Annotated in this window: 14 protein-coding genes and 1 other annotated feature; all 14 genes read left to right on the plus strand. The window is 42.5% G+C overall.

Annotated features, from left to right (window positions below; all coding sequences use genetic code 11):
- Complete coding sequence (gene hflK, locus H7J92_RS08170; RefSeq protein ID WP_078816873.1) at positions 1 to 978, plus strand: FtsH protease activity modulator HflK; 978 nt, start codon at positions 1 to 3, stop codon at positions 976 to 978.
- A complete protein-coding gene (hflC, locus tag H7J92_RS08175; protein ID WP_009497655.1) occupies positions 975 to 1,997 on the plus strand; it encodes a protease modulator HflC in 1,023 nt (340 codons plus the stop codon). Before hflK ends, hflC begins: the two co-directional genes overlap by 4 nt.
- A gap of 224 nt (positions 1,998 to 2,221) precedes the next feature.
- Positions 2,222 to 4,846 (plus strand): DNA polymerase I, encoded by a 2,625-nt coding sequence (gene polA, locus H7J92_RS08180; RefSeq protein ID WP_221836444.1) that lies wholly within the window; start codon positions 2,222 to 2,224, stop codon positions 4,844 to 4,846.
- Positions 4,847 to 4,856: 10 nt separating this feature from the next.
- On the plus strand, positions 4,857 to 5,729 hold the full coding sequence (mutM, locus tag H7J92_RS08185) for a bifunctional DNA-formamidopyrimidine glycosylase/DNA-(apurinic or apyrimidinic site) lyase (RefSeq protein WP_221836447.1): 873 nt from the start codon (positions 4,857 to 4,859) through the stop codon (positions 5,727 to 5,729).
- A gap of 12 nt (positions 5,730 to 5,741) precedes the next feature.
- Positions 5,742 to 6,341 carry a dephospho-CoA kinase gene (gene coaE / locus H7J92_RS08190; protein WP_343228081.1) on the plus strand — a complete coding sequence of 200 codons (600 nt, stop codon included), beginning with the start codon at positions 5,742 to 5,744 and terminating at the stop codon, positions 6,339 to 6,341.
- Positions 6,342 to 6,529: 188 nt separating this feature from the next.
- The gene (locus H7J92_RS08195; RefSeq protein WP_009497651.1) at positions 6,530 to 7,552 is read left to right on the plus strand and encodes a glyceraldehyde-3-phosphate dehydrogenase; all 1,023 of its coding nucleotides are present in this window, start codon (positions 6,530 to 6,532) and stop codon (positions 7,550 to 7,552) included.
- A 117-nt stretch (positions 7,553 to 7,669) separates the two neighbouring features.
- Complete coding sequence (nrdR, locus tag H7J92_RS08200; protein ID WP_009497650.1) at positions 7,670 to 8,137, plus strand: transcriptional regulator NrdR; 468 nt, start codon at positions 7,670 to 7,672, stop codon at positions 8,135 to 8,137.
- Positions 8,138 to 8,171: 34 nt separating this feature from the next.
- Positions 8,172 to 9,533, plus strand: coding sequence for a replication initiation and membrane attachment family protein (locus tag H7J92_RS08205; protein ID WP_009497649.1), 1,362 nt, complete (start codon positions 8,172 to 8,174; stop codon positions 9,531 to 9,533).
- Positions 9,534 to 10,475 (plus strand): primosomal protein DnaI, encoded by a 942-nt coding sequence (gene dnaI, locus H7J92_RS08210; RefSeq protein WP_009497648.1) that lies wholly within the window; start codon positions 9,534 to 9,536, stop codon positions 10,473 to 10,475.
- 187 nt (positions 10,476 to 10,662) lie between these two features.
- Positions 10,663 to 10,889: a binding site (T-box leader), on the plus strand.
- Between the two features lie 47 nt (positions 10,890 to 10,936).
- Positions 10,937 to 12,871 carry a threonine--tRNA ligase gene (gene thrS, locus H7J92_RS08215; protein ID WP_009497647.1) on the plus strand — a complete coding sequence of 645 codons (1,935 nt, stop codon included), beginning with the start codon at positions 10,937 to 10,939 and terminating at the stop codon, positions 12,869 to 12,871.
- 1,410 nt (positions 12,872 to 14,281) lie between these two features.
- On the plus strand, positions 14,282 to 14,788 hold the full coding sequence (gene infC, locus H7J92_RS08220; RefSeq protein WP_040759255.1) for a translation initiation factor IF-3: 507 nt from the start codon (positions 14,282 to 14,284) through the stop codon (positions 14,786 to 14,788).
- A gap of 26 nt (positions 14,789 to 14,814) precedes the next feature.
- Complete coding sequence (rpmI, locus tag H7J92_RS08225; protein ID WP_009497645.1) at positions 14,815 to 15,015, plus strand: 50S ribosomal protein L35; 201 nt, start codon at positions 14,815 to 14,817, stop codon at positions 15,013 to 15,015.
- A 68-nt stretch (positions 15,016 to 15,083) separates the two neighbouring features.
- On the plus strand, positions 15,084 to 15,443 hold the full coding sequence (gene rplT, locus H7J92_RS08230) for a 50S ribosomal protein L20 (RefSeq protein ID WP_009497644.1): 360 nt from the start codon (positions 15,084 to 15,086) through the stop codon (positions 15,441 to 15,443).
- Between the two features lie 76 nt (positions 15,444 to 15,519).
- Positions 15,520 to 15,810 carry a DUF1294 domain-containing protein gene (locus tag H7J92_RS08235; protein ID WP_246602670.1) on the plus strand — a complete coding sequence of 97 codons (291 nt, stop codon included), beginning with the start codon at positions 15,520 to 15,522 and terminating at the stop codon, positions 15,808 to 15,810.
- Positions 15,811 to 15,843 lie beyond the last annotated feature (33 nt).

A 15,843-nucleotide genomic window follows, 5' to 3' on the forward strand; every position in this document is an offset into this window, starting at 1 on the left:
ATGGGCACAAAACGAATCCTCGTGACACTGGGCTTAGTCATCACCGGATTATTGCTTTTATTAATCGTATTTACGACATGGTATACCGTTGACGAATCCGAACAAGCCGTCGTGATTTCATTTGGTCAAGCGGGTGAACCAGTCGTGGAGTCTGGCTTGCACTTCAAACTACCGTGGCCGATTCAGCGGGCTGAAATTTTATCTAAAGAAACGTATAGTATCCACTTTGGCTACAAACAAGACAAAAGTGGTGAGATTGTCGATAAGGAAACGAAAATGATTACAGGTGATGAATACATAGTACTCACCGATCTAACCGTTCAATGGCGAATTGTCGATCCCAAAAAATATATTTTCAATGCTGAAGAGCCAATTGAAATTTTGCGGGATGCAGCTTCTGCTTCCATTCGCTCCGTCATCGGCAGTTCGACTATCGATGCAGCATTAACGGATGGAAAGGCAGAAATAGAGGCTAAAACACGCGATTTATTAACGAACCTGGTGGAAAGTTATGACATTGGAATTGCCGTTCAAGGCGTAAAACTGCAAGATGTAGAACTGCCAAATGCTGAAGTACGTGCTGCATTTACGGCCGTGACTGATGCAAGGGAAACGAAGAATACGAAAATTAACGAAGCAAAGAAATATGAAAACCAGAAAACAAAAGAAGCGATCGGTGAACGTGACGCGATCAAATCCGAAGCACAAGGTAAGAAGACCGCACGTATTGAACAAGCACGAGGGGATGTAGCGGTATTCAGTGATCTATATACCGAGTATGCGAAAAGCAAAGCAATTACGCGAGAGCGTCTGATCCTCGAAACGCTTGAACAAGTCTTACCTAAAGCAAATCTTTATATCATGAACGATAGCGGAGAAACAATGAAGTATTTGCCTATTCAACAGTTGCCGCAAGCCCCGCCTGTAGAGACTAAAGAGTCGGAGCAGCAAGCTGAGAAAGGAGAGAAAGCATCATGAGTAACGAGCAAAATCCTTTCAAAAAAATAGAAGAAGCGATGAAGAAAATGAGTGAAAATGAGAAAAATAAAACCGATCAGAAAAGACCGGCAACTGATCCTAAAGTAAAAGTTATCAAACCGAAAAAAACAGTCAATATCAAACGTTATACGAAATTAATCGTAATGCTGACCGCCGCATTTGCTGTGCTGGTCATCCTGCTTTCCAATTTGTTCATCGTCAAAGAGAATGAATACCGGGTCGTTCGTCAGTTCGGTGAAATTACCAGGATCGTCAAAGACCCGGGTATTAATATGAAAATACCATTTATTCAAAGTGTCTCGACTTTGCCTAAAAACCAAATGACGTATAACGTGCAGGAAGCAGAAATCACTACTAAGGATAAAAAGCGGATCATCATCGACAACTATGCAGTCTGGCACATCACAGATCCTGCAAAGATGATTTCAAACGCCCGGAACATCGTTAACGCGGAAGCACGGATGGAGGAATTCATTTATTCAGTAGTCCGAAATGAAATGGGGCGCCTGGATTACGTGGATGTCGTCAATGACGAAAACTCAGGACGCGGAAGTTTAAACGACCGCGTTACAGAGAAGGTCAATGACTTCCTAGCTGAAGGAAACTTTGGAATCGAAGTCGTCGATGTCCGAATGAAACGCATCGACTTACCTGAAGAGAACGAGCAATCCATATACACACGCATGATTTCAGAACGTCAATCGACCGCACAATCCTATTTGTCGGAAGGGGACGCGGAAAAACGTAAAATCGAAGCAGAAACGGATCGAGAAGTACAGGAAATGTTGGCGAAAGCAAAAAAAGAAGCAGCCATTGTGACAGCACAAGGGGAAGCAGAAGCTGCAAAAATCTATAACCAAGCTTTCTCGAAAGATCCTGAATTCTACAAGCTTTATCGAACGCTTCAATCTTATTCGAAAGTCGTGAATGACGAAACGGTAATCATCCTTCCATCCGATTCACCATATGCGAAGCTATTAACTGGATATTTACAATAATAATAAGTGCGTCATTTTCATTTACAGTTGCCGAATGGTAAACTAAATGAAAATGACGTGTTTTTAATTCAAAAGCGGAAAGCGCCGTCTAGCCTCGACAGGCACTGGAAGCTTTAAAATAAAGGCGCTTTTTGCCTTTATCTTTAAGACTGAAGTGTCCCGAGAGGCTGGCGCTTGCAGCTGGATGATTAATTGTGAAGATACTTAAAGGAGTGGGATAGATTTTGACGAAAAAGAAAATAGTCTTACTGGACGGCAACAGCTTGGCGTATCGAGCTTTTTTTGCTTTACCCTTACTGACGAATGATAAAGGGATCCACACGAATGCTGTATATGGCTTCACGATGATGCTCGAAACGATTCTGGACAATGAAAAGCCGACACATGTCTTGGTGGCCTGGGATGCGGGTAAAACAACGTTCCGGCACAGCACTTTTACAGAATATAAAGGAGGCCGACAAAAGACGCCGCCCGAGCTTTCCGAACAATTTCCCTATATCCGTAAATTGATTGAGGCATTTGGCATCGAGCAATATGAACTCGATCTTTATGAGGCGGATGACATCATTGGTACATTGAGCAGGGAGTGTAGTGAAGCGAAAGCAGAAGTGGTCATCATTTCTGGAGACAAGGACTTGACCCAACTGGCAAACGAACAGACAACGGTGTGTATTACGAGAAAAGGGATTACGGATCTTGAAAAATACACTCCTCAGCATATTGAAGAAAAATACGGCATTGAGCCATTGCAGATCATCGATATGAAAGGCTTGATGGGCGATGCGTCCGACAATATTCCAGGTGTTCCGGGAATTGGGGAGAAAACTGCGCTAAAGCTTTTGAAAGAGTATGGTTCAGTAGAGAATGTTTACCAATCAATCGATCAAATTACCGCCAAAAAAATGAAAGAAAACTTAGTGACGAATAAAGAGCAGGCGTTCATGAGTAAAGAATTGGCAACGATCGAAGTGCATGCGCCAATCGAAGTATCTTTAGCAGATCTAGATTTTGCAGGTCGAAATGAAGAGGAAGTCATCCAGCTTTACAAAGAGCTGCAATTTAATTCGCTTCTCGAAAAATTGGATGCGCCAGTTGAAGTGCAGCACCTTGAAGAAATAGAAATTCAAACTGTCGATGAAGTGACTGCCGATATGTTGACGGATACAATGTCTATCCATGTGGAAATCGATGGAGACAATTATTTATCAGCGTCTATTTTAGGGATTGGCCTGTCGAATGAAACCAATACCTATTTCGTTCCGACTAATGTAGCGGCATCTTCGGCTGTGCTTAAAGAATGGCTGGAAGACCATGCGACATTGAAATATGCTTCTGATTCCAAGTCAGCCTATGCGGCGATAGCGAGGCTTGGCATGGAGCTGAACGGCACGGACTTTGATCTCATGCTGGCAGCATATATCGTTAATCCTTCTTTTTCGACAGGAGAAGTAGCAGAGATTGCGCGTTCATTCGGATACCACGGAGTTAAAAGCGATGAAGCGGTTTTTGGCAAAGGTGCAAAAAGATCACTTCCTGCTGCAGAACAACTTGCAGAGCATGTCGCAAGAAAAGCGCATGCTGTGTGGGAGCTGTACCCAGTCGTATCCAAGCAGTTGGAAGAAAATGAGCAACAAGAATTATTTCATGAGCTTGAACTGCCATTAGCGAAAATTCTAGGTAAGATGGAAGTGACTGGAGTTAAGACCGATTTGGACGTACTCCAAACAATTGGTCAACAATTGTCCGAACGCCTAGCATTGATTGAGAAGGACATCTATGAAATGGCGGGAGAGAAATTCAATATTAATTCGCCAAAGCAACTCGGTGTAATTCTTTTTGAGAAAATTGGCCTGACACCGATTAAGAAGACGAAAACAGGCTACTCGACAGCAGCCGATGTTTTGGAGAAGCTAGAGAATGAGCATGAAATCATTCAGCATATCCTACTGTATCGTCAGCTTGGTAAGTTGAATTCGACTTATATTGATGGACTTTCAAAAGAGATTCACGAAGATGGAAAAATTCATACGCGCTTCCAGCAAGCCCTGACGCAGACAGGTCGCTTAAGCTCAATCAATCCGAACTTGCAAAATATCCCGATTCGTTTGGAAGAAGGCCGCAAAATACGGGCAGCATTTATTCCTTCCGAACCTGAATGGATTATGTTTGCTGCAGACTATTCACAAATTGAGTTGCGTGTATTAGCTCATATCTCGCAGGATGAGAAATTGATCGAGGCCTTCAAGCAAGGCGCGGATATTCATACGAAAACTGCGATGGATGTATTCGGCGTAAGTGAAGAGGATGTCGACAGCAATATGCGCCGTGCAGCCAAAGCTGTCAACTTCGGAATTGTCTACGGCATAAGCGATTATGGATTGTCGCAAAGCTTGAATATTACGCGTAAAGAGGCAGGGGAATTTATCGATACGTATTTGGCTAGTTTCCCGGGTGTAAAACAATATATGGATGACAGTATTGCCGATGCCAAGCAAAAGGGATATGTGACGACTTTGCTTAATAGACGCCGATACTTGCCGGATATTACGAGCTCTAACTTTAATTTGCGCAGCTTTGCAGAACGGACTGCAATGAATACACCGATTCAAGGGACTGCGGCGGATATCATTAAAAAAGCGATGATTGATATGGACGCACGACTTGAAAAAGAACAATTGCAAACACGTATGCTGCTGCAAGTACATGATGAATTGATTTTTGAAGCCCCTGTGGAAGAATTAGAAAGATTAAAAGAAATCGTACCGGAAGTCATGGAACAAACACTTCAGCTTGATGTTCCATTAAAAGTCGATTGGAATCATGGCAAGTCCTGGTACGAAACGAAGTGAGAGGATATACATGCCGGAACTACCCGAAGTAGAAGGAGTGGTGCGAGATCTCGCGCCGCTTGTTGAAGGACGGACGATCAAAGGGCTTTCCGTGTCCGATACGGTCGTAACTTCAAAATTAGCTGGTAAAGAAACGATTATTAAAGGAAAAACTGTAGAGGACTTTCTTCAAGATATGGAACTTATGCACATTCAGAAGATCGTCCGGCGCAGTAAATATATTTATTTTCATCTGAAGAAGCAAGAGCAGTCGTATCTACTCGTCAGCCATTTAGGGATGACGGGTGCTTGGTTTGTCGTCGACTCTTTAAATGGAATTGCAGAAGAGAAGTTTCGTAAACATGCTCATATCTTTTTGGAGATGGAAGATGGCGGTTTACTTATTTATTCGGATATCCGCAGATTCGGAGAGATGCGTCTTTTACAATCAGAAGAAGATTTTCCGCCTCTCCTAGATATGGCACCAGAGCCATTTTCAGAGGAAGCGCTAGATCATTTTCTCGAAATGGCGGAATCCACAAAATATAAAAGTAAAGCGATCAAAGAAGTGATCATGGATGGCAAAGTGATCTCAGGCTGTGGCAATATTTATGCAACAGAAGCATTGTTTCATATGAATATTCATCCAGCGCGAGCCGCGGAAAGAATTAGCAGAAAACGCAAAATTCTGCTGTTCAATGAAATTGTCCGCGTGCTGCAAGAGAGCATAGATGCAGGGGGCAGCACGATTTCGGATTATCGTTCTGTCAACGGCAATGCGGGAACAATGCAAAATCGTTTGCATATGTACGGAAAGAAAGTGTGCAGTACGTGCGAAACGCCTACGAAAAGCAAGCAGATTGCCGGAAGGACTTCCGTCTATTGTCCTGCTTGTCAAAAATGAGGAGTGATAGAAGTGATCATTGGATTGACAGGTAGTATCGCCAGCGGCAAAAGCACAGTGGCCAACATGCTGCGTGAAAAAGGTTACCCTATTGTCGACGCAGACGTCATCGCCCGCCAAGTAGTTGAACCAGGAAGTCCTCTTTTGAATGAAATTCAACATGCATTTGGCAGTGATGTTATTCAAAAAGACGGATCACTCAATCGCGAAGAACTAGGTGCACTAATTTTTCATGATGAAAATAAACGCGTCCAATTAAACGAACTCATGCACCCGGCAATTAGAGGGGAAATGGTAAGCCAGAAGGAACAATATCTGCAGCAAGGCTATCAAACTGTCATTATGGACATCCCATTGCTTTTTGAAAGCAAATTGCATTCCTATGTAGAAAAGATTCTAGTCGTCTCTGTCACTAAAGAACTGCAAAAACAGCGTCTAATCGCACGTAATGAATTGTCAGAACAAGAGGCAGATGCACGAATTGCCTCCCAGCTCGACATGGATATCAAAGAATCAAGTGCCGACGCAGTCATCCATAATAATGGCACGATAGAAGAAACTGAAAAACAGTTAGAAAAGATACTAGCTGACTGGCAAGCGACGCCTTTATAAGGAATACCCGACGGTACCGCATAATATCCGTAGTTCGTTCGTGTTTGTAAGTAGTATTTCTTTCGTATATTTAGAAAATTTTTTTTAAAAAATAAACATCTAATAGTGTTGGCTAAATCGTAATATATGTTATACTAATTAACGATAAAAGATAATAAGTATAACATACATGCAGGAGGATCCCTTTCATGACTACTACAATTGCGATTAACGGACTCGGCCGTATTGGACGGATGGTATTCCGTCAAATCATCAAGGAAGAAGATGTTAATTTAGTTGCCGTAAACGCGACATATCCAGCAGAAACGATTGCTCACCTATTAAAATATGATTCCACTCACGGTGTGTTTGACGGTGACATTCAAACTGAAGAAAATGCCATCATTGTAGACGGCAAACGTGTACAACTCATTTCTGAACGCGACCCATCAAAGCTGCCGTGGAAAGAACTCGGTGTTGACATCGTGATCGAATCAACAGGTGTATTTAATTCACGTGAAAAAGCAGCACTTCACTTAGGATCCGGAGCAAAGAAAGTAATCTTGACGGCTCCTGGTAAAAATGAAGATGTCACAGTAGTACTTGGTGTTAATGATGATAAACTGGACGTTGAAAAACACAGCGTTATTTCGAATGCCAGCTGTACGACCAACTGTTTGGCGCCAGTAGCAAAAGTATTGAACGATGAGTTTGGTATTGTGAATGGCTTAATGACAACGGTACATGCTTACACGAATGACCAGAAAAACTTGGATAATCCACATAAAGATTTACGTCGTGCTCGTTCTTGCGGCGAGTCAATTATCCCAACTTCAACTGGAGCAGCGAAAGCATTATCTTTAGTCCTCCCTGAACTTGAAGGGAAAATTCATGGCTTGGCATTACGTATTCCAACACCAAACGTATCACTTGTAGACTTAGTTGTAGACGTAGAAAAAGATGTGACTGTTGAGAAAGTGAATAATGCATTTCTAAAAGCAGCAAATGGGCCATTGAAAGGTATCATGCGTTTCACGACGGAACCGCTTGTTTCTATCGACTTCAACACGACAACAGAATCTGCAACGATTGACGGTCTTTCCACGATGGTAATGGGAGATCGTAAGATAAAAGTACTTGCTTGGTATGACAATGAGTGGGGCTATTCAGCACGCGTAGTCCAATTAACTAAAAAAGTAGCAGCTGCTTTGAAAAATAAAGTAATTTCATAATGGCAGAGCGAACACTTCACCATAATCGGTGAAGTGTTTTTCATTACCCTTCTGTTGTTGTACCGGCAGTTTCTGTTATAATGAAAGGTACCAATTAAAAATGCGGAGGAACCGACTATGTTATGTCCAGCTTGCCATTACAATGGAACACGCGTTATCGATTCGCGTCCGGCAGAAGAAAATCGCTCAATTCGTAGAAGACGTGAATGCGAAAAATGTAGTTATCGTTTCACGACTTTTGAAAAAGTAGAACATACCCCGCTCATTGTCGTCAAAAAAGACGCAACGCGCGAGGAGTTCAGCAGTGAAAAATTGCTTAGAGGTTTAATTCGTGCCTGTGAAAAGCGAGCCGTCCCTATAGAAAAATTGAAAGGTATTGTTATCTCGATTGAAAAAGAGCTGCGAAGTGCAGGGATCGTAGAAATAGACTCCGATCAAGTAGGTGAAATGGTGATGGAACGGTTGATTGACGTAGACGAAGTTGCATACGTCCGCTTCGCTTCTGTTTATCGGCAATACAAAGATATCACCGTGTTCATAGATGAATTACAGCATTTACAAAGCAGGAAAGACCAACAAGAGTAAATCGTTTTAACCAGAGGAGGAGGAGATTGTCATAATGCTTTATACAGAACTACAGCCTGTCGATTCCTTCCAAGTAAAACTAGCGCATCCTTTTTCCGTTTATGACCGGCAGATGATCACTTTGTTTTATCAGCCACTCATCGGTTCAGAGGCTGTCAGTTTGTTTTTGACACTTTGGACGGATGCTGAAAATATGGAGGCCCAAGAGCATACTCATTACTATTTAATGAATATCTTATCATTCCCACTTCAAAGAATTTTTGAAGCGAGAATTTCATTAGAGGCGATTGGATTGCTTCGGACTTATAAAAAAACAGATGAGATGGAGAACCGCTCTTTTCTATACGAGTTACTGCCGCCGCTAGACGCGCCTTCTTTCTTTCACGATCCGTTATTATCCACTTTTTTATTCAGTAAAATAGGTGAACAGCCATATCGCCAACTACGCAGCCGGTTTCTTCAAGAATCAATCAATGAAGAAATGTATCAAGACATTTCCCGTACTTTTTTAGACGTATTTCAGCCTGCAAGAGGGGATCAGGCTATGGAGTTAACATATGGCTTGGAGTTTCAAGGGAAAACAGTTGCCCCTGGAATCCCTTTTTATATGTCAGATTTCAACTTCGAGTTATTTTATAGCGGACTGTCTGAACAAATGATTCCGAAGTCTTCACTTCGCAGTATTTCCCAGGAAATGATAGCAAAACTTTCTTTTTTATATACATTGACGCCTTTGGATATGCAAAAAGTTGTGATGATTGCAATGGACGAAAACCATCAAGTTACAGAGGAGCGGGCGCGAAAAGCCGCCGCTGAATTTTATAAGATGAACCGCTCGAAAGTGCCGCCTCGTTTAAAGAAAGCATTCGCTTTACCGGTAAATGATGAGCCAATGCCAGAAGACTTGAGTCGGGAAGAAGAGTTGGTTTATTATTTAGAAAATATTTCTACAATTGATATGCTAAGGCAGATTACTGACAAAGAACCATTATCAGTCGATATTAATTTAGCAGAAGAACTTATTCTGACTCACGAGTTTCCAATTGGTGTTGTAAATGCGTTGTTCCAATACATCATGTTGCGTAACGATATGAAAATTACGAAAGGCTTTGCAGAACGCATTGCCTCTCATTGGGCAAGTAAAAAAGTAGAGGATGTCAAGACAGCGCTTGAGCTTGCACGAAAAGAACATGATAAATATATGAAGTGGCTAAAAGAAGGAAAACAGCCGAATACAGGTACACGAAAACCAATTCGAGAAGAGAAAGTGCCTGAATGGTTTGCCAAACGTACCAATAAATCGAAAAAAGCAGAAACGCCTTCTGATTTTAACGTAGAGGAAGAACGACGGAAATTAATGAAGGAACTGGGGATTCAAGAAACAGAGGTGAAATAATTGGAACGAATCGGAGATGCTATGAAGCGGGTGGTCAATGCTCCTTCATTGGCTGCAAAATACGAGGAACTTCGGCAAGAAGTGCTAGAAGACATTGCTGTCCAGCAATTCATCAGTGAACATTCAGACGAAATCAATACAGAAGTAGTGAATCGCAGTTTAGGGAAACTGTATGAGTTCTCAACCGCCTCGCATGCTTGTGAACGCTGTCCAAACCTAGAAGGCTGCGTAAATGTCATGAAAGGATTCGAACCCAAACTGGTAATCGCACAGCGTCTCATCGACCTGGACTACGTCGTCTGTCCGACCAAGCAACTTGACGATGAACGTCGAAATGTATCGAAAATGGTCAATAGCATGTATATGCCAAAAGATGTGATGGAAGCTCGACTGTCAAATGTCGATTTTAAAACTGAAGACAGCCGTGTCCAAATCATGCGGGCTGCGAAGAATTTTTTGAACACCATTGACTCCACAGGTGAGATTCCTGAACGCGGTTTGTATTTGTATGGAGATTATGGAGTTGGGAAGTCCTTCATATTAGGCGCTTTGGCGAATGAACTGGCAACACGTAAAATTCAAACAGTTGTTGTATACGTCCCAGAGTTTTTACGTGAAATGAAGCAATCTATCCAAAACCAGACATTGGATGAAAAAGTGGAATTCGTCAAAAAAGCTCCGATATTAATGTTGGATGATATCGGTGCTGAAACGATGTCAAGCTGGACCAGAGATGAAGTGCTCGGTACCATCTTGCAATATCGAATGGCCGAAAAATTGCCTGTCTTCTTCACATCCAATTTCGATTACGATGTGCTCGAACATCATTTGACCACATCTCAGCGCGGTGAAAAGGAACCGATGAAAGCAGGCCGGCTCATGGAAAGAATTCGCATGGTCAGCACTCCGCTCAAACTGGGCGGTAAAAACTGGCGGGATTGATGTTATATAATGTTTTTTATTAAGGCTTAAAGCGTCCCGTCTGCAGCATAAATCTCGTGTCGCCGCTAAACTTTACTTATGCCATTTCATCGGATTTTGGTTATGAAATTAAGGAAATAAGAAAATAAACTTGCAATTCCGCTCAGACTTTTTTATACTATTACTCAGTTCAATATAAATAATTTGTCAAAATGCATCGAAGAGGACAACAGTTACTTTTTCACCTTTCAGAGAGCAGGGGCATGGCTGAAACCCTTGCAGGCAGGAAAAATAATTTACCACCTCCAAGCAGCATCAGTGAATATAGTAGCTGATGACGGTAACGGCCCGTTAGCCGATCGAAAGCTTCATCTATTCGCAAATGCGAACAGAAGGAAGAAGGGTGGAACCACGAGCTCAAGCCTCGTCCCTTTAGGGATGAGGCTTTTTTGTGTTCAAAAAAAGAAAGGGAGTATGGCAAAATGGCAGAAAACATTCATTTAACATTTCCGGATGGAGCAGTAAAGGAATTTGAAAATGGAACAACAACAGAAGATGTTGCGGGGTCTATCAGTCCTGGATTGCGAAAAAGTGCATTGGCAGGGAAAATTGGAGATCAGCTAATCGATTTGAAAACACCGATCCATGAAGATGGGGAAATCAGTATCGTGACACCAACTTCAGACGAAGCATTGGAAATCTTACGTCATAGTACTGCTCACCTTTTAGCACAAGCTGTCAAACGTAAGTTTCCTGACGCGAAGCTTGGAATCGGTCCGGTTATTGAAAACGGATTTTACTATGATATCGATTCACCGACGCCGATCACAGCAGAGGATCTACCAGAATTAGAAAAAGAAATGAAACGGATCATTGGTGAAAATCTTCCTATTGTGCGTCATGATGTTTCACGAGAAGAAGCAGAAAAACGTTTCAAAGAAATTGATGATGAATATAAATTGGAACTTCTTGAAGCAATTCCCGAGGGTGAACAAGTCTCAATCTATGAACAAGGCGAGTTTTTCGACCTTTGCCGTGGAATTCACGTACCGTCTACCGGTAAACTAAAAGAGTTCAAATTGCTCAGCATTGCGGGCGCTTATTGGAGAGGGAACTCTGACAATAAAATGCTTCAACGTATTTACGGAACAGCTTTCTTCAAAAAAGATGAACTGAAAGAGCATTTGCGTTTATTGGAAGAAGCGAAAGAGCGTGACCACCGTAAAATCGGTAAAGAACTGAACCTTTTTACGAACTCTCAAAAAGTAGGACAAGGTTTGCCGCTATGGCTGCCAAAAGGCGCTACAATTCGTCGAGTCATCGAACGGTATATTGTAGATAAAGAGGAAAGACTGGGTTACGATCACGTCTATACACCTGTTTTGGGAAGTGTAGATTTATACAAGACATCCGGACACTGGGACCACTATCAAGACAGCATCTTCCCGGTGATGGAAATGGATAATGAAAGCCTGATCCTGCGCCCGATGAACTGTCCTCATCATATGATGGTCTATAAGAATGGTATTCACTCTTACAGGAACTTACCTGTTCGAATTGCTGAACTTGGAACCATGCATCGTTATGAAATGTCTGGGGCACTTTCCGGTTTGCAAAGGGTACGCGGAATGACGTTAAACGATGCGCATATCTTTGTTCGTCCTGATCAAATTAAAGAAGAATTGAAAAATGTAATTTTATTAATTATCGAAGTGTATAAAGACTTTAATATTAAAGATTATACGTTCCGTCTGTCATATCGTGATCCCGCGGATACAAAGAAATACTTTGATGATGATGAAATGTGGGAACGCGCACAGTCCATGCTGAAAGAAGCAATGGATGAGTTAGAGCTTCCTTATACAGAAGAAGAAGGCGAAGCCGCATTCTATGGTCCGAAACTGGATGTTCAAGTGAAAACAGCTATCGGCATGGAAGAAACACTTTCTACGGCACAACTCGATTTCCTTCAGCCTGAACGCTTCGACTTAACGTACATTGGCGAAGACGGGAAACAACATCGTCCAGTCGTCATCCACCGTGGTGTCGTATCCACAATGGAACGTTTCGTTGCATTCTTAATTGAGGAGTATAAAGGAGCCTTCCCAACTTGGCTTGCACCTGTTCAAGTAGAAGTGATCCCGGTCTCGCCTGAAGTGCATTTCGACTATGCAAATCAAGTGAAAGAGCAATTGACAGCAGCTGGATTCCGCGTCGATGTAGACAGCCGTGATGAGAAGATCGGTTACAAAATCCGTGAAGCGCAAGTTCAAAAAGTACCTTATATGCTCGTCCTTGGAGATAAAGAGGTCGAGTCCGGTGAGGTCAATGTCCGGAAGTATGGTGAACAAAAATCCGAAAGCATGTCTTTCGAAGCGTTCTTGGAATTGATTCAGGAAGACGTGAAGAAAGACTAAATCTTTTTAGGGGTTTGCTTTCTCTAACTGGACAATTAGTTTTGTGCCGTCGTTCGACTTATAGTGTGTCCGGGACGAAGTGCATGTTGTGCTTTGGCACCGCTACGCCGCTGGGGGATTGCCTCCCGCTAAGAGCCAACTAGCAAAGGACGCTAGCTGTCTCTTGGCTTCGGCCGACCCCGCAGTTGCGGCTTTGCTGGTGTGATGAAGCTAATAAGTGTATTGTTTAAAACTAAGAAAGCTCCGGCACCTGGTTTAGTAGTCAGAAGCCCATGAGCGAAAATATATACCCGGGGCTTTCACTTACTCAACGAAGGCGCCTTACAAGCGGTAGGCGAAGTGATGAGACAGACAGGCGCTTTTCCTGACTGGCTCGTCGCGGGAGCCATCCGCAAGCGCCGAAGTAGTTTCAATGACGTTACTCATTTTTTGTTCCGTTGCTCGAATACCAGTGTGTCCTAGACAGAGTACATGTTGTGCTTTGGCACCGCTACGCCGCTGGGGGATTGCCTCCCGCCAAGAGCCAACTAGCAAAAAGCGCTAGCTGTCTCCTGGCTTCGGCTGACCCCGCAGTTGCGGCTTCGCTAGTGTGGTAAAACTAGTGAGAAAAGTGTTTAAAGTTGTGGAAACTTCGGCAACCGATTTATTAGTCAGAAGCCAATGTGCAAAAATATATACCTAGGGCCTTCACTCACTAAACGAAGGCGCCTTACAAGCGGTAGGCGGAGTGATGGGACAGACAGGTGCACTTCCTGACTGGCTCATCGCGGGAGCCATCCGTAAGCGCCGAAGTGTTTTCAATGACGTTACTTATTTTTTGTGCCGATACTCCAATGAAAGTGTTTAAAGCTGAGAAGGCTTTAGCACCCGGTTAAGTAGTCAGAAGCCGATGAGCGAAAATATATACCCGGGGTTTTCACTTATTCAACGAAGGCGCCTTACAAGCGGGAGCCATCCGCAAGCGCCGAAGTGATTTCAATAACGTTACTTATTTTTGCTGTTTTTTGCTTAAGAAAATAATAGTTGCCAAATATTCACGAGTGAGCTATACTATGATAGTTGAATTCTTTTGAATCTAAAATGTGCATTCGATAACAAGTTTCAAATCTAGTTGTTGACACGTTATCCAAAACATGATAAAGTAAATAAGGTTAAATGAATACAGTTTGTGGTATAAGAAGAGGCTACCCGCTTCTCACCTGATCGACGCAATAAAGTTGTTGACAGGTTGGCACATGAGTGAATTTCTATGCATGCATTGCATAGATTACTTACGCGGGTAGACAAATAACATTTGTCTACTTTTTTTATTTCGTAAAATGAATGGACCTGTGGGATCGGATTATTCGACATACCCAATACGTGTATTCACGAGACAACATTCGGAGGTGGATTACTATTAGCAAAGACATGTACGTAAATGACGGTATCCGAGCACGTGAACTACGCTTAATTGATCACAATGGTGAGCAACTCGGTATCAAAACACGTAATGAAGCTTTGGATATTGCTGCTCGAGTGAACCTGGACCTTGTTCTTGTCGCTCCACAAGCGAAGCCCCCAGTAGCTCGTGTTATGGACTATGGAAAGTTCAAGTTCGAACAGCAAAAGAAAGAGCGTGAAGTTCGTAAAAATCAAAAGATCATCAATTTGAAAGAAGTTCGGCTAAGCCCGACAATTGATGAGCATGATTTCCAAACGAAACTTCGTAACGGAATCAAGTTCCTCGAAAATGGGGACAAGGTAAAAGCTTCGATTCGTTTCCGTGGCCGTGCGATCACGCACAAAGAAATTGGCCAACGTGTGCTCGATCGCTTTGCAGAAGCTTGCAAAGAAGTCGCAACTGTTGAAGTAAAACCAAAAATGGAAGGCCGGAGCATGTTCTTAATACTTGCACCGCTTGCCGAAAAAAAGTAACACGAACAATTTAGGAGGAACAGAACATGCCAAAAATGAAAACTCACCGCGGTTCCGCGAAACGTTTCAAAAAAACTGGATCTGGTAAATTAAAACGCGGCCGTGCGTATACAAGTCACCTTTTTGCAAACAAGTCAACGAAGGCAAAACGTCACCTTCGTAAATCTGCACTAGTTTCTTCAGGCGATTACAAGCGAATTCGTGAAATGCTAACAAACATGAAGTAATACAGGTAGAACTCGCTGGATGAATTCTAACAACACACACTTACAGGATAAGCAGGAGGTAATGCACTATGCCACGCGTAAAAGGTGGAACAGTCACGCGCAAGCGTCATAAACGAGTATTGAAATTAGCAAAAGGCTACTTTGGTTCAAAACATAGACTTTATAAGGTTGCTAACCAACAGGTAATGAAATCTTATAACTATGCATACCGTGACCGTCGTCAAAAGAAACGTGACTTCCGTAAACTATGGATCACACGTATCAATGCGGCTGCACGTATGAATGGCCTTTCATACAGCACATTAATGCACGGCTTGAAAGTAGCTGGCATCGATGTTAACCGTAAAATGCTTGCAGATCTTGCTGTTACAGATGCACAAGCATTTGCACAGCTTGCAGAAACTGCAAAAAAATCGGTTGCAAAATAAGATGAACTAAAAGCCGCTTTCGTTTTCATTCTTATATGGAAACGGAGCGGTTTTTCTATGTGAAGGAGCGGGTAAGTTGGCACAAACCCTGATGATTTATATGGCAATCCTTTCTATATGGGCATTTGCAGCTATGGGATTTGATAAAAAACAAGCACAAAAGAAAAAAAAGCGTATTCCAGAAAGGAATCTTTGGTTACTCGCACTACTAGGCGGCGGTGTCGGTGCCTACTTCGGCATGCAAATATTTCGTCATAAAACGAGAAAGACTGCTTTTCGAATCGGTTTTTTGTTATTCGCAATGTTAGACGTTGTAATCCTGCTTGCCGCGTCAGGTGTTAAATTGCCGACTTCTATTACCTTTTAAAAAAGGAATAGCCCATATGCGCTATTCCTTTAA

It is taken from the genome of Sporosarcina aquimarina (genome assembly GCF_019748715.1).
GTDB lineage: Bacteria > Bacillota > Bacilli > Bacillales_A > Planococcaceae > Sporosarcina > Sporosarcina newyorkensis.